Genomic DNA, 22,330 nt, shown 5'->3' on the forward strand with positions numbered 1-22,330 from the left:
GCACCAGATTGCGGTGGCTGCGCGATCTATCAGGCGCCCAATGCTTCGGGCAGCAGGGCGTCGACGAAGGCTTCCGGGTCGAACACGCGCAGGTCTTCCGGGCGCTCGCCAATGCCGGCGAAGCGGATCGGAATGCCGAACTCGCGGGCCAGTGCGAACACCACGCCGCCCTTGGCGGTGCCGTCCAGCTTGGTCACCACCAGGCCGGTCACGTTCACTGCGGCATTGAACTGGCGCAGCTGCGACAGCGCGTTCTGGCCGGTGGTGCCGTCGATCACCATCAGCACTTCGTGCGGGGCGGTGGGGTCGATCTTGCCGAGCACGCGGCGGATCTTGCCCAGCTCGTTCATCAGCCCGGACTGGGTGTGCAGGCGGCCGGCGGTATCGGCGATCAGCACCGACGTGCCGCGGGCCTTGCCGGCCTGCAGCGCGTCGAATGCCACCGAAGCGGCATCGGCGTTCTGCCCCTGCGCGACCACGGCCACGCCGTTGCGCTCGCCCCAGGCCTGCAGCTGGGCCACGGCGGCGGCGCGGAAGGTATCGCCGGCAGCCAGCATCAGGCTGTGGCCGTCATCCTTGAAGCGCTTGGCCAGCTTGCCGATGGTGGTGGTCTTGCCGACGCCGTTGACGCCGACGGTGAGCACCACGAAGGGCTTGGCGTTGCGGTCGATCACCAGCGGCTTGGCCACCGGCTGCAGGATCGCGATCAGCTCGGCGCGCAGCGCGGCCAGCAGCGCATTGGCGTCGGCGAACTCGCGCGACTTCATGCGCTTGCGCAGGCCCTCGACCAGATCGGTCGTGGCGCCCACGCCGACGTCGGCGGTGATCAGGGCGGTTTCCAGCTCGTCCAGCAGATCGTCGTCGAGCTTGGGGTTGCGCGAGAACAGGCCGCCGAAGCTGCGCGCGATGACGCTGTTGCGCAGGCGTTCGCGCCAGCCGGGCTTGCCGGCGGGCGCCGGCGGGGCATCCACCAGCGCCGGCAGGTCGGTGGCCGGGGCGGTTGGTTCCTCGACCGGAATGACCGGAGCCAGAGGGGCCAGCACAGCGGCCGCAGCGAGCGCTTCAGCCTGGACGTCCTCGGACGCGGTGGCCTGCTGCGCAGCTGGCACGGCAGGCACTTCGGCGACGGGGGCCTGTACGGCGACGGTGGCCGGTTCCGGTGCCTTGGCTTCGACCACCGCGGCGGTGGGTGCGTCTTCGGCCGGGGCGGCCGACGGGAACGCCGCCGCCAGCTCTTCAGCCGAGTAGTGCTGGGTCTTGGGCGCCTCCGTGGTGGGGGCATCCTGGGGCTTCTTGCGGCGGAAAAAACTGAGCATTGGCAAAAGGCGCTGAAATCAGAGGGATATGCTACCACTCGGGCCTGTCGGGCCGATGTGGACTCAAGGTCGCGGCCGGCCGGCCGCTAACCGGTCCGGAGGGTTGCGCGGAGCGGCCCGGAGACCGCCATGAACAACGTGATGGGAATCGCCCTAGGCGGCATGCGTGCGGCCCAGCAGGGCGTGCAGGTGGCAGCGCACAACGTGGCCAATCTGGCGACCCCCGATGCGCAGCGCCTGCAGTTGCAGCGCGGTGCCACTGGACAGGGCGGGGTGCAGGCCTCGGTGACTGCCGCCGGCGCCGATGTCGGTGCACCGCTGGGAGATCTGCTGGCGGCGAAAGCCGAGGTAGTGGCCTTCGCCGCCAATGCCTCGGTGATCCGCCGCCAGGACCAGATGCTGGGCTCGCTGCTGGATCGCGAAGCCTGAACCCCCTCCGCAGGCGCGAACCGCCGCCCCTGGTGGGTGCCAACCTTGGTTGGCACGCTTTTGGGGCGCCAACCAAGGTTGGCCTCTACCAAGGCACCGCCGGGCCATGCCCGGCGACCACCGCCTCGATCAGGCCGACAGCTCCAGCAGCAGTTTGTTCAGGCGCGCCACGTAGGCGCCCGGGTCCTTCAGGCTGTCACCGGCGGCCAGTGCGGCCTGGTCGAACAGCACCCGGCCGAGGTCGTCGAAGCGCGCGCCATCGGCTTCGGCGTCGAGCTTGGCGATCAGCGGATGGCCCGGGTTGATCTCCAGCACCGGCTTGCTGTCCGGCACCTTCTGCCCGCTGGCTTCCAGGATCTGGCGCATCTGCAGGCCCAGGTCCTGCTCGCCGATGGCCAGCACCGCCGGCGAATCGGTCAGGCGGTGCGACACGCGCACCTCGGCCACTTCGTCACCCAGGACCGTCTTGAGCCGCTCGACCAGGCCCTGCTTGTCCTTTGCTGCAGCTTCCTGTGCCTGCTTGTCCGCATCGGTTTCCAGTGCGCCCAGGTCGAGATCGCCACGGGCGATGTCGACGAAGCCCTTACCGTCGAAATCGGTCAGGTAGCCCATCAGCCACTCGTCGATGCGGTCGGTCAGCAGCAGCACTTCCACGCCCTTCTTGCGGAACACTTCCAGGTGCGGGCTGTTGCGTACCTGGCTGTAGCTCTCGCCGGTGAGGTAGTAGATCTTGTCCTGGCCTTCGGTCATGCGGCCGATGTAATCGGCCAGCGACACGCTCTGCGCATCGCCGTCGCCGCGGGTGGAGGCGAAGCGCAGCAGGCCGGCCACCTTCTCGCGGTTGTTGTAGTCCTCGGCCGGGCCTTCCTTCAGCACCTGGCCGAACTCCTTCCAGAACGTGGCGTATTGCTCGGGCTTGTCGGTGGCCAGCTTCTCCAGCATGTCCAGCGAACGCTTGGTCAGCGCCGATTTCATCGAATCGATGACCGGGCCGGACTGCAGGATCTCGCGCGAGACGTTCAGCGACAGGTCGTTGGAATCGACCACGCCCTTGATGAAGCGCAGGTACAGCGGCAGGAACTGCTCGGCCTGGTCCATCACGAACACGCGCTGCACGTACAGTTTCAGGCCCTTGGGCGCATCGCGGTGGTACAGGTCGAACGGCGCGCGGCCGGGCACGTACAGCAGCGAGGTGTACTCCAGCTTGCCCTCGACCTTGTTGTGGCTCCACGCCAGCGGGTCGCTATGGTCGTGCGCTACGTGCTTGTAGAACTCGGTGTACTCGGCGTCGCTGATCTCGGTGCGCGGGCGGGTCCACAGCGCGCTGGCGCGGTTGACGGTCTCCCACTCGACGGCGGCGCCTTCTTCACCTTCCTTCGGCATCTGGATCGGCAGACCGATATGGTCCGAGTACTTCTTGAGGATGCTGCGCAGGCGCCAGCCATCGGCGAAGTCGTGCTCGCCTTCCTTCAGGTGCAGCACGATGCGGGTACCGCGCTCGCCCTTGTCGACGGTGGCCACTTCGAAATCGCCTTCGCCACGCGAGGTCCAGCGCACGCCTTCGGCTGCAGCCAGGCCGGCGCGGCGCGAGGTCACTTCCACTTCGTCGGCGACGATGAAGGCGCTGTAGAAGCCGACGCCGAACTGGCCGATCAGCTGCGAATCCTTCTTCTGGTCGCCGGACAGCTGCCGCAGGAAGTCGCCGGTGCCGGACTTGGCGATGGTGCCGAGGTGGGCGATGGCTTCGGCGCGGCTCATGCCAATGCCGTTGTCTTCGATGGTGATGGTGTGGGCGGCGGCGTCGAAGCTGACGCGCACGCGCAGCTCGCTGTCGCCTTCCAGCAGCGCCGGCTGGGTCAGGGCCTCGAAGTGCAGCTTGTCGGCGGCGTCGGCAGCGTTGGAGACCAGCTCGCGCAGGAAGATTTCCTTGTTGGAGTACAGCGAGTGGATCATCAGCTGCAGCAGCTGCTTGACTTCGGTCTGGAAGCCAAGGGTTTCGGTCTGGGTGGTCTCGGTCATCGATAGGGCTCCATGTGCAATGCCGCGCCAGCGCGTGCGGCCTCGCCAAGGGGTAGGGATGATTGTCCCGAAATCAAGGGGTTGGTCGGCAGGGCTTGCAGCCCTGCACCTGCAGAGGCCGAAGCAACAGCAACAGCAACAGGCGAAGCAACAGCAACAGCGGGTATTACGTGGGATGGCGGGGTGGTGTGGGTTGGCAGGACACGCCGTAAACCCGTCCATGGGGGCTCGATGGCGCCATCCATGGCGCCAACGGTCCTGCCAACCCACACCGCCCCGCCTCTGACAGGTTCACTCGGCTGTTGGTAGGTGCCGACCGTTGGTCGGCACATCTGTCAGATATCGATACATCCAATGGGGTCAGATCCGTTTTCCGCAGGAAAACGGATCTGACCCCGCCTGCATGTCGAGCATCGGATCGCGTCTGGGGTGGAGCCCCCTGAGTCAGGGGGCGGCCGCGAAGCGGCGGGGGTGTGGAAGCTGGTAACTGGGGCCCGCGTTTCGCGCAGCGAAGCGTGGGAGCGACAGCGCGCATGCGTTGGCGCGTCCCCGGGCGCCGCCCGGCCGAACTACAATCCCGCTCATGCTGAATTTCTCGAATGAACCCCGCCGGGGGCGCCGGTGAGCGGCCGCGGGGGCAATGACGGCCAGGTCCGCATCATCGGCGGTCGCTGGCGCAATACCCGCCTGCCGGTGCCGACCCTGCCGGGACTGCGGCCCAGCAGCGATCGTGTGCGCGAAACCCTGTTCAACTGGCTGATGCCCAAGCTCGGCGGGGCCCGTGTGCTGGACCTGTTCGCCGGCAGCGGCGCATTGGGCCTGGAAGCGGTCTCGCGCGGTGCCGCCCACGCCACCCTGGTCGAGCGCGATGCGCAGCTGGGACGCAACCTGACCGCCGCCGTGGCCAAGCTGCAGGCCAGCGACCAGATCAGCGTCGTGCAGGCCGATGCCCTGCGCTGGCTGCAGGGTGCGCCCGCGCAGCAGGCCGATCTGGTGTTCATCGACCCGCCATTCGCCGATGGCCTGTGGCAGGACGTGCTGGCCCAGCTGCCGCGGCACCTGACCGCCGACGCCTGGCTGTACCTGGAGTCGCCGGCCGGCCACGTGCCGGTGCTGCCGCAGGGCTGGCTGCTCCACCGTGAGGGCGGCACCCGTGAGGTGCGCTTTGCCCTGTACCGCCGTGCCACTGCTACACTTTGACCTCATCTGAACATCTGCTACCGCCCATGACCGTGGCCAACCGCCGCATCGCCGTCTATCCCGGCACGTTCGACCCGATCACCAACGGTCACATCGACCTTGTGAGCCGGGCCGCGCCGCTGTTCGAAAAGGTCGTGGTCGGCGTGGCGCAGAGCCCGTCGAAGGGCCCGGCGCTGCCGCTGGAACAGCGCGTGCAGCTGGCGCGTGGCGCCCTGGCCCACCATGGCAATGTCGAAGTCATCGGCTTCGATACCCTGCTGGCCCATTTCGTACGTTCGGTCCAGGGCGGGGTGCTGCTGCGCGGCCTGCGCGCGGTGTCCGACTTCGAGTACGAATTCCAGATGGCCAGCATGAACCGCCACCTGATTCCCGAGGTCGAGACCCTGTTCCTGACCCCGGCCGAGCAGCACAGCTTCATTTCGTCCTCGCTGGTCCGCGAGATCGCGCGCCTGGGCGGCGACGTGTCCGGTTTCGTGCCGGCCGCGGTGCTCGAAGCCCTGCGCAAGGTCCGCGAAGCGAAGGCGGCACAGTCGTAAGCCCGCCGTACCTGCACCCCATCACGTACAACACCACGCACCATTCCGGGAGGAAATCCATGAACACCACCATGCGCGCGATGCTGATCGCTTCGTTGGCCCTGGCCTTCACCGCCTGCAAGAAGGAAGAGGCCGCTCCGGTCGACGAGGCCAAGCAGGCCCTGGTCGCTCCGTCCAAGGACGACGATGCCGGCTGGAAGAAGTACCTGCAGGAAGTGGCGATCCAGAACATGGGCAACATCACCAACAGCCCGTTCCTGTACTACCTCTCCCCGGAATCGGACCCGGACTTCCAGGCCAAGTACGAGCGCCAGACCGAGAGCGCGACCCAGGCCGTGGCCCGTGGCGTGCAGCCGGGCAACATGCTGGCCTTCGGTTCGTCGGCCTCGGGCAAGATGGCTGACATGATCCAGGCCGTGTTCAAGGACGTGTCGCCGGATTCGATGAAGGGCGTGCGCGTCGTCTTCATCGGCCAGTCGGCCGACAACGCCCGCGTGCAGGCGGCGATCCAGCCGACCGGCGCCGAGTACATTTTCGTCGAAGCCAAGTAATACCGAGCCATGGCGGCCATGCCCCGGCATGGCCCGGGCGGCGCCCCGCAAGGGTGCCGCTGATGACCTGACCGGCCCGCGCGCCCGCGCTGGCCGGTCCTTTGTCCCAAGGCGCGGGCGAGGAGTATCGCCATGTCGCTGAAAATCAACGAGCTCTGCGTCAACTGCGACGTCTGCGAGCCGGCCTGCCCGAACCAGGCCATTGCGATGGGTGAAACCATCTACGTGATCGACCCTGCGCGCTGCACCGAATGCGTGGGTCATTTCGACGAGCCACAGTGCGTGGTCGTCTGCCCGGTCGAGTGCATCGACCCGGATCCGGAGATCGTGGAAACGGAAGACCAGCTGCTGGCCAAGCTGCGCCAACTGCAGCACGATCACCCCGAACTCTATGCGGAGCCCCCATCCGAATGAAGACGCTGATCGTCCGCCCCCTGTTGCTGCTCGGCCTGCTGCTGAGTCCGATCGCCTGGGCCGACAGCCCGGCCCGTGCCGAGCGCCCCGACGGCGCAGCCATTGCCAGCGGCCACGCGCTGGCCACCCAGGCCGGTATCGACATCCTGGCGCAGGGCGGCAACGCCTTCGATGCTGCGGTGGCGGTGTCGTCCACGCTGGCGGTGGTCGAGCCGATCAGTTCCGGTCTGGGCGGTGGGGGCTTCTTCCTGCTGCATGACGCGGCTACCGGCAAGGACGTGATGCTGGACGCGCGCGAGACCGCGCCGGCGGCGGCCACGCCGCAGGCCTTCCTCGACAAGCAGGGCAACCTCGACCGCGACCGCTCGGTCAACGGTGCCTGGTCGGCGGGTATTCCCGGCCTGCCTGCGGCGCTGGTCGAACTGTCGGCCCGGCACGGCAAGCTGCCGTTGTCGGCCTCGCTGCAGCCGGCGATCCGCATCGCACGCGAAGGCTTCCCGGTGTACGACCGCATGGCCAAGGGCTACGCGTCGCGCCGTGAAGTGATGGAGCGCTATCCCGGCACGCGTGAAGTCTATCTGCGCAACGGCAAGCCGATCGCCAGCGGTGACCTGTTCAAGCAGCCGGAGCTGGCGCAGACGCTGGAGCGCCTGGCCGCTGGAGGTTTCGACGGCTTCTACAAGGGCCAGACCGGAAAGCTGTTGCTGGCGGGCGTCAAGCAGGCCGGTGGCAAGTGGACCGCCGAAGAGCTGGCCGGCTATCGCGTGAAGCAGCGCGAGCCGATCGTGTTCAACTACAACGGCTGGAAGATCACCACCGCGCCGCCGCCGTCGTCCGGTGGCATCGCGCTGGCCAGCATGCTGCAGATCCTGGAAGGCTGGGACATCAGGAAGATGGATCCGGCGCACCGTACCCATCTGGTGGTGGAGTCGATGCGCCGTGCCTACCGCGACCGTACGTTCTTCCTCGGCGATCCGGACTTCGTGCAGATCCCGCAGAAGGTGCTGACCAGCAAGGACTACGCACAGGGCCTGCGCGCGACCATCCATCCGGAAAAGGCCACGCCCAGCGACCTGCTGTCGGGCAACCCGACGCCGCTGGAAGACGACGAGACCACGCACTTCTCGATCATCGACCGCGACGGCAACCGCGTCGGCGCCACCCAGACCGTCAACCTGCTGTACGGCTCGGGGCTCATTCCCAAGGGCACCGGCGTGCTGCTGAACAACGAGATGGACGATTTCGCGCTGAAGCCGGGTACGCCCAATGCCTTCGGCGTGATGGGCTACGAGGCCAATGCGCCGAAGCCGGGCAAGCGCATGCTCAGCTCGATGACGCCGACCTTCATGGAAAACAGCGACAAGGTGATCGTGCTGGGCACCCCGGGTGGCAGCCGCATCATCACCATGGTGCTGCTGGGCATCCTCGGCTACGACGCCGGCCTGGACGCGCAGCAGGTTGCCGCGCTGCCGCGCTACCACCACCAGTGGCTGCCGGACCTGATCGAAGCCGAGGACGATGCGTTCGACGCGGCGACGGTGAAGCAGCTGCAGGCGATGGGCCACAGGATCGACCTGCCGGGCAATGTCGCCGCCGGCGGTCGCGGTTCCAGCCACGTGTGGGGCAACCTGCAGACCGTGGAATGGGACCGCAAGGCGAACAAGCTGTTCGGTGGCAGCGACCCGCGCAATCCGGTGGGCAGTGCCCAGGTCGTGCCGGCCCACTGATGTGGTGGTGCCGGCCACTGGCCGGCAATCCGCAGATCACCAGGACCCCGCCAACCGGCGGGGTTTCCTGTTTCCTTTCTAGCGATTATTTAACGGTCCGGCGCCGATAATCGACGCATGAAACTCTGGTCTATTCTTGGAAACTCGCAGCGCCTGGACGGCGGCGCGATGTTCGGCAACGCGCCGCGTGCGTTGTGGGAAAAATGGGCGGCTCCGGACGAGCTCAATCGCATCGAGCTGGCCTGCCGTGCGCTGCTTGCCAGTCCGCTGGAAGGCAAGACGGTACTGTTTGAAACCGGTATCGGTGCGTTCTTCGACCCGCGCATGCGCGAGCGCTACGGCGTGCAGGAAAGCCAGCACGTGCTGATCGATTCACTGCGCGAAGCGGGTTTCGAGCACGAGGACATCGACGTGGTGGTGCTCAGCCACCTGCACTTCGATCATGCCGGTGGCCTGCTTGCCGCATGGAGCGAAGGGCGTGAGCCCGAGCTGCTGTTCCCCAACGCAACCTATGTGGTTGGTGCGCAGCATTGGCAGCGCGCCGTGCAGCCACACCCGCGCGATCGGGCCAGTTTCATTCCTGAGCTGCCCGGCCTGCTGCAGGCCAGTGGCCGCCTGGAAGTGGTGGATGGCAAGTACTCGAAGGCGCTCGGCCGCAGCGTGCGCTTCAGCTACAGCGATGGGCATACGCCGGGGCTGATGCTGGCCGAGATCGTTGGCCACGCGCATGCCGGGGAAGATCCGCACGGTGGCGTGGTGTTCTGTGCCGACCTCATCCCAGGTCGTTCATGGGTGCACGTGCCGATCACCATGGGCTATGACCGCAATGCCGAATTGCTGATCGACGAGAAACGGCAGTTCCTTGAAGACAAGCTGGCGCGCAACGTGCGGCTGTTCTTCACCCACGACCCGCAGGTGGCGCTGGCGCAGCTGGGCCGTGATGACAAGGGACGTTTCGTGACCCTGCACGAACAGGGCGAGCTGAAGGCGCGCGCCCTGGGGTAATGGCAGAGCCGAGCGTGGGCTCGGCTCTGCATCACTCGTCGTTACGACGCCTTCAGGCAGCTGCTCATGAAGGTCTTGCGCGCATCGCCTGCCAGTTTCTTCGCGCCCGCTTCAGCGTTGCACTTGCGCATGCGTTCCTGCTGCGTATTGACCGGCTTGGTTTCGGCGGCCTGGCCACTGAGGCAGGAGCTCTGCGCGGTCTTGTAGGCATCCCCCTTCAAGCCCTTGTTCTTGGCCGAGCATTCGGCCATGCGTTGCTGCTGCGGGGTGGTGGCGTTGGCAGCCAGGGGCAGGCCGGCCAGCAGGACGGCGGCCAGCAGGAATGAGGCCTTCATCGCGAGCTCCAAGGGTGGCGGGTGCGCGGAGCATTCGCCTCCGGCCGGCAAGGCCACGTGAAGAATCACGCGTCGGCCACACCCGCGTCCACGGGCGTTCACGTGCCGCGGCGAAGCGCGCCCGCGAACGGTTGTCGGGTCAGAGCCCTCTCCTGCGGAGAGGGATCCGACCCCGGTTCGCCGGATCAGCCGACGCGGGTGCCGAAGATGCGGTCACCCGCGTCGCCCAGTCCGGGCAGGATGTAGCCCTTGTCGTTGAGCTGGGCATCGATGGCCGCAGTGTAGATTTCCACGTCCGGGTGCACGGCCTTCACTGCTTCGATGCCTTCGGGCGCGGCCACCAGGAAGATGCCCTTGATGCGACGGGCGCCGGCGCGCTTGAGCATGTCGATGGTGGCGATCAGCGTGCCGCCGGTGGCCAGCATCGGGTCGAGGATCAGTGCGTCGCGCTCTTCCAGGCGGCCGGTCAGGCGCTCGAAGTAGGGCACCGGCTGCAGGGTTTCTTCATCGCGCTGCAGGCCGACCACGCTGACACGGGCCGCCGGGATCAGCGACAGCACGCCGCTGAGCATGCCCAGGCCGGCACGCAGGATCGGCACCACGGTGATCTTGGCGCCGGCAATGCGCTGCACCGTCACCGGGCCGGCCCAGCCGGCCAGGGTGTGCGGCTCGGTATCCAGGTCGGCGGTGGCCTCGTAGGCCAGCAGCGTACCCAGCTCGTTGGCCAGTTCGCGGAAATCCTTGGTGCTGAGCGCAGCGTTGCGCATCAGGCCGATCTTGTGCTGCACCAGCGGGTGGCGCACTTCGACGATCTTCATGGTCGGGAAGGGGAATAGGGAGAGAGGCCGCCATTTTGCCGGATTGCCGTGTCGAACCCCAAACCAGGCCCGGGGCCGCTGTACATGAAATGTGCAGACGCATGTCACGGCCATGCAACCTTGCGGACATACCGTGCAGACCCATTCTTAACAGGAATGGGGATTCCCAGTGCATAACAAGACTCCGTTGGCCGTTGCCATTACCCTGACCCTGGCAATGGGGGCTGCGGCACCGCTGCAGGCCGCCGGGCAGCAGGCGGTAGCCGCCACCGGCGCCGTGGCGGCAGACGCGGTCGACCTTGACCGTATCGAGGTGCGCGCCCAGCTCGAATCGCAGATCCGCGCGGTCGACCTCAAGCGCGGCAGCAACGCCATCGAAGACGCGGTGTCCTCCGATGCCCTGGGCCAGTACCCGGACAAGAACGTGGCCGAATCACTGCAGCGCCTGCCGGGCATCAGCGTGACCCGTGACCAGGGCGAGGGCCGTTTCGTGGTCATCCGTGGCCTGGACGCCAATCTCAACAGCGTCAGCGTGGATGGCATCGCCGTGGGCACGCCGGAGGATTCCAGCCGTGCCGCGCCGCTGGACGTGATCCCGTCCGATTCCACCGAACGCCTGCGCGTGGTGAAGTCGCCGACCCCGGACATGCCCGGTGATGCGATCGGCGGTGCCGTGCTGGTGGAATCGGCCTCGGCCTTCGACCGCGACGGTCGCAGCCTGCGTGGCAAGATCGAGGGCAGTCACCAGCAGCTGTCCGGCGAGACCAGCCCGAAGGCGGCCTTCAACTACAGCGAAGTGTTCAACGACACCTTCGGCGTGGCGCTGGGCGTGAACTACCAGAAGCGCAGGTTCGAGTCGGACAACACCGAAGTGGAGTACGACGGCGAGGACGATGCCGCCCCCGGTGACGTGACCGCGATCAACCTGCAGCACCGCAAGTACGAGATCGAGCGCAAGCGCATCGGCGCCAACCTCAACCTCGACTGGCGGCCGGACGAAGACAGCAGGTACTACCTGCGCACGCTGTACAGCCAGTTCGACGATGCGGAGACCCGCCAGCGCGTGATCTTCAACTTCGACGACGCGAAGATGATCAAGACCGGCACCGACCAGTACCGCCTGGATGGCATGCCGAAGGATTCGATCGACAAGCGCATGCGCTACCGCACCAAGAAGGAAAACACCTTCGCGGCCAGCCTGGGCGGCGAGAACAAGTTGACCAACGCCGTGGTCGATTACCGGATCGGCTACACCCGTACCGAAGAGCGCGTGAACGACGAGATGGAGGCGCGTTTCAAGCTCAACGGCAAGGCGTTCAACGGCAGCCTGGACCAGAGCAGCCGGCTGCCCAGCTACAGCTTCGACAACCCGCAGTGGCTGGACAACAGCAACTACGCGTTCGACCGCTTCGTGCTTTCGCCCAAGCAGGTGAACGACAAGGAGCACAGCGCGCAGGTCAACGTGCGCTTCGACGGCGACAGCAGCAGCATCAAATTCGGCCTGCTGGGCCGCTGGCGCGACCGCGACGTCAATGTGGATGAGCGCGAACTGCGTGTCGGCCCGAAGGTGGCGCTGGCGGGCTGGACCACCTCCTCGCCCGAACATCGCCACGGCAACTTCGGCGACGGCATGGATTCGGCTGCGATGCGTGCCTTCTGGGCGGCCAATGGCAGCCAGTACAGCGCCCGCCCGCAGGACGTCGGCGGCAATGCGATGACCTCGCTGGAAGAGGATTACGTGGCCAGCGAGGACATCTTCGCCAGCTACGCCATGGGTACCTGGGATGTGGGTGCGCTGCGCATCATCGGCGGCGTGCGCGTGGAGAACACCCGCTTCAAGGCGATCGGCAACCAGGTGGACGTGGCCGCCAACGGCCGCAGCTTCACCGTCACCCCGCGCGTGGCCAACAGCAGCTACACCAACGTGCTGCCGGGCCTGCACCTGCGCTATGACGCGGCTGATGACTGGGTGCTGCGCGCCTCGGCCAACAAGACCGTATCGCGCCCGTCCTTCGGCGACGTCTCGCCGCGCGTGGGTTACAGCCGCGGTGACGAGGAAGTGCGCCTGGGCAACCCGGAACTGGATCCGTACGAGTCGAAGAACATCGACCTGTCGGTGGAGAAGTACATCGGCAGCAGCGGCATCGTTTCGCTGGGGCTGTTCCACAAGTCGATCGATGGCTACATTGTCGAAACCGTGCGCACCAATGATCCGGCCTACGGTGGATTCGATGTGACGCAGCCGATCAATGGTCGCAAGGCCACCGTGCGTGGTGCGGAGTTCAACTGGCAGCAGCAGCTGGCCTTCCTGCCGGACGGCCTGGATGGCCTGCTGGTCGGCGCCAGTGGCACCTGGCTGGATACGAAGTTCGATGCCGGCATCAAGGACCGTGCGGGCGAGGACTTCACCCTGCCACGCGCCTCCAAGCACGTCTACAGCGCGCACATCGGCTATGAGAAGTACGGCTTGAGCACGCGCCTGGCGGCCGTGTACCGCAGCGAGTACCTGGACAGCATCGGCAAGGGCCGCGCGTTCGATATCTACGTTGCGCCGAATACCCAGCTCGATTTCTCGCTTGACTACAGGTTCACCCCGCGCGTGAGCGTCTACTTCGAAGCGCAGAACCTGCTGGACAAGCCGCTGGAGCTGTACCAGGGCACCCGTTCGCGCACCCTGCAGATGGAAGAGTACGGCCGCACCTATGCGCTGGGCCTGAAGGTGGCGCTGTGATGGTGCGTGGCGTCACCGTCCTGGCCGCCGCGCTGGCAGCTACGCTGGTCGCCGGCTGCACGCCGGCCACCGGCAGCGATCCGGTTGCGGGAGCGGCCGCGCCGGCCGCCGGGGGCGAGCGCGTGGTGACCACCATCGCCGAAGCCTTCCTGTCACCGATGACCCCGGCCGACAACATCGACTCGCCGGCGGCCTGGCGCGCGCCGGACGGCGCACTGTGGCTGATCGCCACCGCCAAGGCTACCGACAAGCTGGTGGTCTACGACGGCAGCACCGGACAGCACCTGCGTGACGTCGGCAGCAGCGGCACCGCACCGGGGCAGTTCGACCGCCCAAATGGTATCGCGGTGATCGACGACCTGCTGTGGATCGTGGAGCGCGACAATCATCGCGTGCAGGTATTGAGCCTGCCGGACTTCGCACCGCTGGCGACGTTCGCTGCGGACGACCTGCGCAAGCCGTACGGGCTGTGGGTAGACCGCCGCGCCGATGGCTACAGCGTCTACGTCACCGACTCCTGGGACAACGGCGAGGATGCGCAGGGCCGTGACATCCTGCCGCCGCTGGCCGAGCTGGACAAGCGCGTGCGCCAGTATCACGTGACCCGCGATGGTGCGAAGGTCGAGGCGAAGCTCGTCGCCAGCATCGGTGACACCAGCGAAGCCGGTGCACTACGCGTAGTCGAATCGATCTGGGGCGACCCGGATAACGACCGCCTGCTGATTGCCGAAGAGGACGAGAGCTACGCCAGCGAGTTCAAGGTCTACACCCTGTCAGGTCGCTTCACCGGTACCACCTTCGGTCGCGACGTGTTCAAGGCCCAGGCCGAAGGCGTGACCCTGCGCACCTGCGGCAAGGATGGCTGGTGGATCACCACCGAACAGGGCAAGCAGCGCAGCGTGTTCCATCTGTTCGACCGGCATACGCTGAAGCCGGTCGGCGCGTTCCAGGGCAATACCGTGGCCAACACCGACGGCATCTGGATGATGCAGCAAGCCAGCGCGCGCTTCCCGCACGGTGCGCTGTATGCCGTGCACGACGACCAGGGCGTGGTTGCGTTCGACTGGGAGAGCATCGCCAAGCAGTTGGCGCTGCCGCTGGAGTGTGGCGCATGAGCGGGCACTGCGTGATGCGTACGCTGGCGCTGAGCTTGCTGCTGGCGCTGCCGTCGCTGTCGTTCGCAGCGGCCGAACCGAATACCCAGGTGCCGGCGGGCAGCCGCCACTACGCAGCAACGACGGTACCTGACCGCATCGTCGCCTCGCCGGCGGTCGATCCCAGCCATGGATTCGCTGTCGCCTGGCGTACCGACGGCAGCGTGCAGGCACCGCTGCTGGAGATTGCCCTCGCCGGAGATTCGCCGGCCATCGAGGGCATCCGCCAGGTGCGCGCAACGACCCGTTCGCTACAGACCGAGAATGGTCTGTCGCATCATCATCGCGCCGACATCAGCGGCCTGCAGCCGGATACCCAGTACGTCTACCGCGTGCAGGGCAACGGCAGCTGGAGCGCCTGGAACCAGTTGCGCACACTGGCCGCGGCCGACCAGCCGCTGACCCTGCTGTACTTCGGTGATACCCAGAACAAGAACGTCAGCCATGTCAGCCGGGTAGTGCGCGCCGCGCAGAAGGCCGCACCGCAGGCGCGCATGAGCCTGTTTGCCGGCGACCTGGTCAGCGGCGGCGACAACATGGATGACAGTGAGTGGGGCGAGTGGTTTGCTGCGACCAGCTGGCTGGCGCAGGAAACCCTGGTGGCCCCGGCCATCGGCAACCACGAGTATTTCGAGGAGTTCGAGGACACCCCGCAGGAACGCCGCGTGCTGGGCAAGCATTGGCCGGTGACGTTTGCGCTGCCGGGCAATGGCGCCAGCGCCGCGCAGCAGACCAGCTACTGGTTCGATGCGCAGGGCGTGCGCGTGGCCGTGGTCGATGGCACTTCGGCACTCGACCTGGGCACCGCCAAGGCACAGGCACAGTGGCTGGACAAGGTACTGGGCGGCAATCCGCAGCCGTGGACCATCGTGCTGCTGCACCAGCCGTTCTACTCGCCGCGCGAAGGACGCGAGAACGCCGCGTTGCGTGACGTGCTGCTGCCGGTGGTACGCCGCCATAACGTCGACCTGGTGCTGCAGGGCCACGATCACACCTATGGTCGCCGTGGTGAAGGGCAGGCCGCGACGCCGCAGTACGTGGTGACCGTGGCGGGGCCGAAGCAGTACCGTCTCTCCGACGAGGCACGGAAGACGATGGATCCGGTGGCCGAAGACACCCAGTTGTTCCAGGTGTTGAACATCGACCCGCAGCGCCTGCGCTATGAAGCACGCACCGTGACCGGCCGTCTCTACGATGCCTTCGAACTGCGCCGCGATGCCAAGGGGGGAAAACAGCGCATGGAGCTGACCGAAGGCCGCATCGCACCGCGCGACTGCCCGCGTGCGCAGACTGCCAAGGGTCGCGCCGATCGCTGCTGGGAATGAGGAAATCCAGATGAAAACCGTACGCCGTCTTGTCCCCATGGCTGCCATCGGCGGGGCCCTGCTCCTGCTCGCGACGGCGGTGACCGCCGCCGATAGCGTGCTGCATCCGTTCCTGGCGGCGCAGCCGAAGCAGGCTCCGCAGGAAGTGAATCTGGCGGTGGAGATTCCGGCCGGCAGCTTCACCAAGTACGAGATCAAGGAAGACGGCCTGGTGCATGTGGACCGCTTCCAGTCGATGCCGGTCGCCTATCCGGCCAACTACGGTTCGATGCCGCGTACCCTGGCCGGTGACAACGATCCGCTGGATGCACTGGTGCTGACCCGCGAACCGCTGCATCCGGGCGTGATCGTGCGCTTCCGGCCGATCGGCTACCTGAAGATGATCGACGGCGGCGAGCACGACGAGAAGATCATCGGGGTGCCCACCGACAAGGTTGATCCGAGCTACGCCAACATCCGCGATCTGGCCGATCTGCCGGAGATCGAACGGCAGCGCATCGAGGCCTTCTTCCGGGTCTACAAGGACCTGCCGGCCGGGCGCAACCCGGTGCAGCTCAACGGTTGGGGCAACGCCGCCGACGCGCGCGGGCTGATCAGTGAAGCGATGGAGCGATTCAAGCAGTAGACCCACGCCATGCCTGGATGGCCGGGCGCGCGCATCTCCTTCACCACCGCTGGCTATCATGTGCGCCTTCCACAACGAAGGCAGTGCATGTGTCGGTAGCGTTGGTATGGTTCCGCCGTGATCTGCGGCTGCAGGACAATCCGGCCCTGCAGGCCGCGCTGGATGCCGGTCACGACGTGGTGCCGGTCTACATCCATGCGCCGCACGAAGAAGGCGGGTGGGCGCCGGGTGCCGCCTCCGATGCGTGGCGCCACCGTTCACTGGCCGCGCTGGATGCGGACCTGCGCACGCGGGGTTCCTCGCTGGTGCTGCGCAGTGGTGACAGCCTGCCGGCCCTGCAGTTGCTGATCGAGCAGACCGGCGCCGGGGCGGTCTACTGGAACCGCAAATACGAACCGGCCACCCAGCCACGCGACGCCACCATCAAGCGCATGCTGCGCGAGCAGGGCATCGACACGCAGAGCTGCAATGGCAGCCTGTTGTTCGAGCCTTGGGACATCGCCACCCAGCAGGGCCAGCCGTACAAGGTATTTACGCCGTACTGGCGCAACGTGCTCAGTCATTGGCGCCTGCCGGCACTGCAGGCCGCACCGGAGGCACTGGCGACGCACGCGGTCGACAGCCTCGCAATTGATGATCTCCAGCTTGCACCGACGCTGGATTGGGATACCGGCTTCTGGGAGCACTGGCAGCCGGGCGAAGCCGGTGCGCTGGAGGCGCTGTCGGTGTTCGAGGACGGCGCCTTGCACGGTTACCGCGAGCAGCGAGACCTGCCCGACCGAGTGGGCACCTCGCGGATGTCGCCGCACCTGCATTTCGGTGAGATCGCACCGTGGCGCATCGCGCATGCGCTGGAAAGACTGCGCAGTGCCGGCACCGATGCCGACATCGACGGCTATCTGCGGCAACTGGGCTGGCGTGATTTCGCCTACCACCTGTTGCATCACTTTCCGAAGACGCCCACGGACAACCTCAATCCGCGTTTTGACCGCTTCCCCTGGGCGGCGCCGACTGCAGCGCAACTGCACGACTGGCAGCGCGGCAACACCGGCGTGCCGATCGTTGATGCCGGACTGCGCGAGCTGTGGCACACCGGCTACATGCATAACCGGGTTCGGATGATCGTGGCCAGTTACCTGTGCAAGCACCTTCGCGCGCACTGGCTGCATGGCGCGCGCTGGTTCTGGGACACCCTGGTCGATGCCGATCTGGCCAACAACACGATGGGCTGGCAATGGGTGGCCGGGACCGGCGCCGATGCCGCGCCGTACTTCCGGGTGTTCAACCCGGTCACCCAGGCCGAGAAGTTCGATCCGCAGGCCCGCTACATCAGCCGCTGGGTGCCCGAGCTGGCGGCGCTGCCGGTGAAGGCGCGGTTTGCGCCGTGGCAGCATCCTCTGCTCCTGGCCGCACACGCGCCTGACTATCCACGCACGCCGATGGTGGACCTGGCTGAGGGCCGCGATGCTGCGCTGGCGGCATACCGCCAGTCGGAGGCGGGGTAAAGGGTGACCCGAGCGATCCAGTCAGTTAGCTGAACGCGGCCCTGTCGGCGCACCGGATCATCATCCCGACATCGCATTCGGCTGTTTATCCTCTCTGCGCCCGCAAGCCGCCGGCCGACCGGAAACCAAGGAGAACCTCATGATCCGCAACACCACCCGCAACGTCGCACTGGCCCTGATGAGTGCGGCCGTCCTGTCGGCCTGCGCCACCGGCGGCTCCTATGTGCAGAGTGACCAGTACGGCAACCCGACCGAACAGCAGAACCGGACCGGCCGCAACGCGCTGATCGGTACCGCCATCGGCGTGGCGGCCGGCCTGCTGACCGGCGACAGTGCTACCGAGCGGCGCCAGCACGCGCTGATCGGTGCCGGTATCGGCGCACTCAGCGGTGCCGCCGTCGGCCAGTACCAGGATCGCCAGGAACGCGCACTGCGCGAGCGCACCGCCAACACCGGCATCGATGTGCAGCGCCAGGGCGACAACATCATGCTGAACCTCCCGGACGGCATTACCTTTGACTTCGGCAAGGCGACCCTGAAGCCGCAGTTCTATGGCTCGCTCAACGGCGTGGCCGGTACGCTGCGTGAGTACAACCAGACCATGATCGAGGTGGTTGGCCACACCGACAGCATCGGCAGCGACGCGGTCAACAACCGCCTGTCGAAGGAACGCGCCGACTCGGTCGCGCAGTACCTGATCGGCCAGGGCGTGCAGAGCGTGCGTATCGAAACGCTGGGCGCCGGCAAGGCGTACCCGATTGCCGACAACAGCACCGATGCCGGCCGCGCCAAGAACCGCCGCGTCGAGATTCGCGTGATTCCGCTCAAGCAATAACGCGTAGCGTTACTGCTTGAGCCGGTCCGGCCATCGGCCGGAGCGAAAATGCCGCCCTTGCAGGCGGCATTTTTGTGGGTGCCGAGCGTTGCTCGGCACACCGATAGCGTTCCCGGTCGCGGCTTCTCCGAACGGCGCCGACCAAGGGCGGCATCTACCGGACGCGAGGCGCAGCCGGAACGAAAATGCCGCCCTTGCAGGCGACATTTTCTGTAGGTGCAGAGCCTGCTCGGCACACCGATTGCGTATGTAGAGCCGGTCATGCCGCCGAAGCGGCCACCTTCTCCAGTATCCGCTTGCCACTGTTCTCCAGCGCGGCATCTTCCTTTGCCTTCTGCTGCTGCGCCAGCTTCGCGCCGGGGCACTGCGCCAGCATGTAGTTGGCATCGAAGTTGAGCTTCTCGACCAGGAAGTCGACAAACGCACGCACCTTCGGCGAGACCAGGCGGCCGCCGGCGAATACGGCATTGAAGTCCACTTCCGGGCCGGTCCAGCCGGCCAGCACGCGGCGCACCATGCCCGATTCGACGAACGGCTTGGCCATCACATCACCGGTCAGCAGCAGGCCTTCGCCACAGACCAATGCACCATTCAACGCAGACATGTCGTTGGCGGTCATCAGCGGGGTGACCGGGAAGTCGCGCAGTTCGCCCCCGTTCTCGCCCAGCTGCCAGGTGAAGCGCGGCGAGTTGCCGGTATGGTACGGCTTGCGCATCGCCAGGATGCGATGGAACTGCAGCTCTTCCGGATGCAGCGGTTCGCCATAGCGCTCAATGTAGGCCGGACTGGCGAACACCTGCGTGCGCAGGCTGCCCAGCTTGCGCGCGACCAGATTGGAATCGGGCAGGGCACCCACGCGCAGCGCCAGGTCCGCTTCACCGGCGATCAGGTCCAGCTTCTCGTTGCCCATGTGCATGTCCAGGCGGATCTCTGGATACTGCGCATGGAACTGGCCCAGCAGCGGCGCAATCCAGGTGATGCCGATCGAGTAGGGCACAGTGAAGCGCAGCCAGCCGCGCGGGCCGGACTGCAGCTGGCTCACCGCGCTCTCGGCTTCTTCCAGCTCGCGCGCGATGCGCTGGCAGTGCTCGTGATAGATCGAACCGGCTTCGGTCAGGCCGAGGCGGCGCGTGGTCCGGTGCAGCAGGCGCGCGCCCAGGCGCGTTTCCAGCTCCTGCACTTTGCGGCTGACCGTGGTCTTGGGCAGGCCGAGCGATTTGGCAGCGGCAATGAAGCTGCCTTGCTCGACCACTTTGACGAAGATCAGCGTCTCGTTGAGATCGTGCGACATGGTCGGGGGTCCTGGACGTCGGGGATGGGACAATCGTGACAGAATGATTGGACCGGGTGCGGGATGATTATTCCCCTTAATCAGGACTAATCAAGTAAAGGTTTGAGGTCTATCGTGGCGCCATTCGTTAATTGGAGCCCGTCCGCCATGAGCCTGCGCAACATTCTTGCCCGACTCCGGAACGCCGGCCAGAACACCCTGGACCTGGCGATGACCGTCGAAGCCCGTCCGAGTTCCTTGGTACACAAGGACTTTCGTGAGTTTACCGCGCCCATGCGTCAGCAGCGTGGCGGTGCCATCCGCCTGGTCCCACACAAGGGCGACCGCCTGCGTCGAATCGGGACTATCCCGGATTTGGGAGGAAATGTCCCGTGAATGGGATACTGACGCCCGAAGTCCTGGTCCTTGGTGGTACCGGTGCCGTCGGCCAGGGCGTGGTCGGCGCGTTGCTGGAAGCCGGCAGCCCGGTGCTGGTGGTGGGCCGCGATCCGGGCCGGCTGGCCGCGCTGCATGAGCAGTTCGCGGATGAGCCCGGACTGGAGACGCTGCTGGGTTCGCTCAGCGATGACGGCTCGGCACGCGCGCTGGCCGAACGCATCGCGCAGCGCCCGCGTCCGCTGGCCGCCGTGATCGCCGCAATGGGAGGTCCTTATCGTCGCGGCCGGGTGACCGACCGCAACGGCGATGAACTGCTGGGCGCGATGCAGGCCGACCTGATGCCGCACGTGCACGCGGTGCGTCACCTGCTCCCGCTGCTGCAGGACAACGTGCATGCGCGCCGCTATGTGATGATCGGCAGCCCGGCCAACGCCAAGCCCTGGGCGGGCTACGGCGAGACCTCGATCACCACCGCCGCACTGCGCATGTACGCGCAGGTGGTGCACCAGGAAGCGCAGGCGCTGGGCGTGCGCGCGCAGATGCTGGAAGTCTGCAGCCCGGTGTGTACCCCGGCCAACGCGGCCAATGCCTGCATCGAGTGGCCCAGCTCGCTGCTGGTCGGTCGTCGCGTGGTCTCCCTGCTTGACGGGTGCCGCGACAACCGCGCCATCGTCCGCTGCGACAGCAGCGATGCCGAATTGCCGCGTGGCCTGCTGCACCTGGAAGTTCCTCCGCTGTGGCGCGACACCGCAGGCATCGCTTGACCTCGACCATGGTTGAGGTCGCAGTATTCGCCGCCGATTTTTGCAACACGTTCTCATATCGCTGTACCACCCCTCCGTACGGATGCATGCCATGACTTCCCCCAATACCACCCCACATCGTTTCGGCCATCGCATTGCGATGGCCGGCGTGTCGATCCTCGCCGCGGCCGTGCTTGCAGCCTGCAGCGGCGGCCATGCCGAAGAAGGCGGTGCACCGCCGCCGCCGCAGGTCAGCGCCGCGCCGGTGCTGGTCAAGCAGGTCAGCCAGTGGGACGAGTTCAGTGGCCGCGTCGAAGCGGTGCAGAGCGTTGAACTGCGTCCGCGCGTGTCCGGCTACATCGACAAGGTCAACTATGTCGAAGGCCAGGAAGTGAAGAAGGGCGAAGTGCTCTTCACCATCGACGCGCGCAGTTACCAGGCCGAGTACGATCGGGCAGCCGCCGAACTGGCCCGCGCCCGTACCCAGGCCACGCTGGCCCGCAGCGAGTCCGAGCGCGCCAAGCGGCTGTCCGAGCAGCAGGCGATCTCCACCGAGACCGCCGAGCAGCGCCGTGCGGCTGCCGACCAGTCCGGCGCCGCCGTGCAGGCCGCGCAGGCAGCATTGGATGCAGCCCGCCTCAATCTTGAGTTCACCAAGGTGCGGGCACCGATCGACGGCCGTGCCGGCCGCGCGATGGTCACCGCCGGCAACCTGGTCACCGCCGGCGACAGCGCCAGCGTGCTGACCACGCTGGTCTCGCTGGACACGGTGTTCGTCTACTTCGATGCCGACGAAAGCACCTTCCTGCGCTACGCCCAGATGGCACGCAAGGGCGAGCGCCCGAGCGAGCGTGACAGCGCGCTGCCGGTGAAGGTCGGCCTGTCCGGTGAAGAAGGCTACCCGCACACGGGCAAGGTCGACTTCCTCGACAACCAGGTCGCCCGCAGTACCGGGACCATCCGCGTCCGTGCGCTGCTGGACAACGCCGATCGCCAGTTCACGCCGGGCTTGTTCGCCCGCGTGCAGCTGCTTGGCAGCGGCCAGTTCCAGGCGCTGCTGATCGACGACAAGGCCGTGCTGACCGACCAGGACCGCAAGTACGTGTACGTGGTCGACAAGGATGGCAAGGCCCAGCGCCGTGACATCCAGCTCGGCCGCACCGCCGACGGCCTGCGTATCGTCGAGCACGGCCTGGCCGCCGGTGACAAGGTGATCATCGATGGCGTGCAGAAGGTCTTCATGCCGGGCATGCCGGTGCAGGCCAAGGCGGTGGCGATGCAGCCACAGCCGGCGCCGGCACCGAGCCGCGATGCCACCGCTGCCCTGATGCACTGATCCGTCGTCTCCTGATCCGCGTTTCCGCTTAGCTGCCGGCGCCAGCGGCAGCCTTCC

The 22,330-nt window shown here is 66.7% G+C and carries 21 protein-coding genes; 16 read left to right on the plus strand and 5 right to left on the minus strand.

The features are described 5' to 3' along the window. Positions 1-29 precede the first annotated feature (29 nt). Positions 30-1,316, minus strand: coding sequence for a signal recognition particle-docking protein FtsY (gene ftsY / locus ACZ75I_RS07790; protein WP_180870314.1), 1,287 nt, complete (start codon positions 1,314-1,316; stop codon positions 30-32). A gap of 129 nt (positions 1,317-1,445) precedes the next feature. On the opposite strand from ftsY, the gene ACZ75I_RS07795 reads away from it, so the two are divergent. Beyond that, entirely contained in the window at positions 1,446-1,745 is a 300-nt protein-coding gene (locus ACZ75I_RS07795) for a hypothetical protein (RefSeq protein ID WP_061477965.1), read from the plus strand. Between the two features lie 129 nt (positions 1,746-1,874). Here ACZ75I_RS07795 and htpG read toward each other — a convergent pair whose 3' ends face one another. After that, complete coding sequence (gene htpG, locus ACZ75I_RS07800; protein WP_472958911.1) at positions 1,875-3,764, minus strand: molecular chaperone HtpG; 1,890 nt, start codon at positions 3,762-3,764, stop codon at positions 1,875-1,877. A 621-nt stretch (positions 3,765-4,385) separates the two neighbouring features. On the opposite strand from htpG, the gene rsmD reads away from it, so the two are divergent. From rsmD to ACZ75I_RS07830, 6 genes are all read left to right on the plus strand, one after another. Next, complete coding sequence (gene rsmD, locus ACZ75I_RS07805) at positions 4,386-4,964, plus strand: 16S rRNA (guanine(966)-N(2))-methyltransferase RsmD (RefSeq protein WP_242893453.1); 579 nt, start codon at positions 4,386-4,388, stop codon at positions 4,962-4,964. A gap of 26 nt (positions 4,965-4,990) precedes the next feature. Next, positions 4,991-5,500, plus strand: coding sequence for a pantetheine-phosphate adenylyltransferase (coaD, locus tag ACZ75I_RS07810; protein WP_005416145.1), 510 nt, complete (start codon positions 4,991-4,993; stop codon positions 5,498-5,500). A 59-nt stretch (positions 5,501-5,559) separates the two neighbouring features. After that, complete coding sequence (locus ACZ75I_RS07815; protein WP_004153167.1) at positions 5,560-6,051, plus strand: hypothetical protein; 492 nt, start codon at positions 5,560-5,562, stop codon at positions 6,049-6,051. A gap of 132 nt (positions 6,052-6,183) precedes the next feature. Further along, positions 6,184-6,465: a YfhL family 4Fe-4S dicluster ferredoxin gene (locus tag ACZ75I_RS07820; protein ID WP_004153175.1), complete on the plus strand. Its 282-nt coding sequence runs from the start codon at positions 6,184-6,186 to the stop codon at positions 6,463-6,465. After that, the gene (gene ggt, locus ACZ75I_RS07825) at positions 6,462-8,192 is read left to right on the plus strand and encodes a gamma-glutamyltransferase (RefSeq protein WP_180870322.1); all 1,731 of its coding nucleotides are present in this window, start codon (positions 6,462-6,464) and stop codon (positions 8,190-8,192) included. The genes ACZ75I_RS07820 and ggt overlap by 4 nt, the downstream gene beginning before the upstream one ends. 117 nt (positions 8,193-8,309) lie before the next feature. After that, positions 8,310-9,197 carry an MBL fold metallo-hydrolase gene (locus tag ACZ75I_RS07830; protein ID WP_346476925.1) on the plus strand — a complete coding sequence of 296 codons (888 nt, stop codon included), beginning with the start codon at positions 8,310-8,312 and terminating at the stop codon, positions 9,195-9,197. A 41-nt stretch (positions 9,198-9,238) separates the two neighbouring features. On the opposite strand, the gene ACZ75I_RS07835 is transcribed toward ACZ75I_RS07830, so the two are convergent. Both ACZ75I_RS07835 and upp read right to left on the minus strand, forming a co-directional pair. Next, the gene (locus tag ACZ75I_RS07835; protein WP_061477959.1) at positions 9,239-9,532 is read right to left on the minus strand and encodes a PsiF family protein; all 294 of its coding nucleotides are present in this window, start codon (positions 9,530-9,532) and stop codon (positions 9,239-9,241) included. A gap of 185 nt (positions 9,533-9,717) precedes the next feature. Beyond that, positions 9,718-10,350: a uracil phosphoribosyltransferase gene (upp, locus tag ACZ75I_RS07840; protein ID WP_005416149.1), complete on the minus strand. Its 633-nt coding sequence runs from the start codon at positions 10,348-10,350 to the stop codon at positions 9,718-9,720. A gap of 169 nt (positions 10,351-10,519) precedes the next feature. On the opposite strand from upp, the gene ACZ75I_RS07845 reads away from it, so the two are divergent. From ACZ75I_RS07845 to ACZ75I_RS07870, 6 genes are all read left to right on the plus strand, one after another. Continuing rightward, a complete protein-coding gene (locus tag ACZ75I_RS07845) occupies positions 10,520-13,081 on the plus strand; it encodes a TonB-dependent receptor (RefSeq protein ID WP_346476924.1) in 2,562 nt (853 codons plus the stop codon). Then, the gene (locus ACZ75I_RS07850) at positions 13,081-14,196 is read left to right on the plus strand and encodes an NHL repeat-containing protein (protein ID WP_180870327.1); all 1,116 of its coding nucleotides are present in this window, start codon (positions 13,081-13,083) and stop codon (positions 14,194-14,196) included. Before ACZ75I_RS07845 ends, ACZ75I_RS07850 begins: the two co-directional genes overlap by 1 nt. Positions 14,197-14,210: 14 nt before the next feature. Next, positions 14,211-15,560: a purple acid phosphatase family protein gene (locus tag ACZ75I_RS07855; protein ID WP_258009534.1), complete on the plus strand. Its 1,350-nt coding sequence runs from the start codon at positions 14,211-14,213 to the stop codon at positions 15,558-15,560. Between the two features lie 10 nt (positions 15,561-15,570). After that, positions 15,571-16,185 carry an inorganic diphosphatase gene (locus ACZ75I_RS07860; protein ID WP_472958912.1) on the plus strand — a complete coding sequence of 205 codons (615 nt, stop codon included), beginning with the start codon at positions 15,571-15,573 and terminating at the stop codon, positions 16,183-16,185. Between the two features lie 89 nt (positions 16,186-16,274). Continuing rightward, a complete protein-coding gene (locus ACZ75I_RS07865) occupies positions 16,275-17,690 on the plus strand; it encodes a cryptochrome/photolyase family protein (RefSeq protein WP_472958913.1) in 1,416 nt (471 codons plus the stop codon). A gap of 139 nt (positions 17,691-17,829) precedes the next feature. After that, the gene (locus ACZ75I_RS07870) at positions 17,830-18,525 is read left to right on the plus strand and encodes an OmpA family lipoprotein (protein ID WP_005416156.1); all 696 of its coding nucleotides are present in this window, start codon (positions 17,830-17,832) and stop codon (positions 18,523-18,525) included. A gap of 259 nt (positions 18,526-18,784) precedes the next feature. Here ACZ75I_RS07870 and ACZ75I_RS07875 read toward each other — a convergent pair whose 3' ends face one another. After that, complete coding sequence (locus tag ACZ75I_RS07875; protein ID WP_180870334.1) at positions 18,785-19,816, minus strand: LysR family transcriptional regulator; 1,032 nt, start codon at positions 19,814-19,816, stop codon at positions 18,785-18,787. Positions 19,817-19,963: 147 nt separating this feature from the next. Between ACZ75I_RS07875 and ACZ75I_RS07880 the strand changes: the two genes are divergently transcribed. The 3 genes from ACZ75I_RS07880 to ACZ75I_RS07890 all read left to right on the plus strand — a co-directional run bounded on the left by ACZ75I_RS07880 (position 19,964) and on the right by ACZ75I_RS07890 (position 22,273). Beyond that, the gene (locus ACZ75I_RS07880) at positions 19,964-20,191 is read left to right on the plus strand and encodes a hypothetical protein (RefSeq protein ID WP_049414419.1); all 228 of its coding nucleotides are present in this window, start codon (positions 19,964-19,966) and stop codon (positions 20,189-20,191) included. After that, entirely contained in the window at positions 20,188-20,958 is a 771-nt protein-coding gene (locus ACZ75I_RS07885; protein WP_099486957.1) for an SDR family NAD(P)-dependent oxidoreductase, read from the plus strand. The genes ACZ75I_RS07880 and ACZ75I_RS07885 overlap by 4 nt, the downstream gene beginning before the upstream one ends. Positions 20,959-21,049: 91 nt before the next feature. Further along, entirely contained in the window at positions 21,050-22,273 is a 1,224-nt protein-coding gene (locus tag ACZ75I_RS07890) for an efflux RND transporter periplasmic adaptor subunit (protein WP_472958915.1), read from the plus strand. The last annotated feature ends 57 nt before the right edge of the window (positions 22,274-22,330 follow it).

The sequence above is a fragment of the Stenotrophomonas sp. X genome (assembly GCF_055721025.1).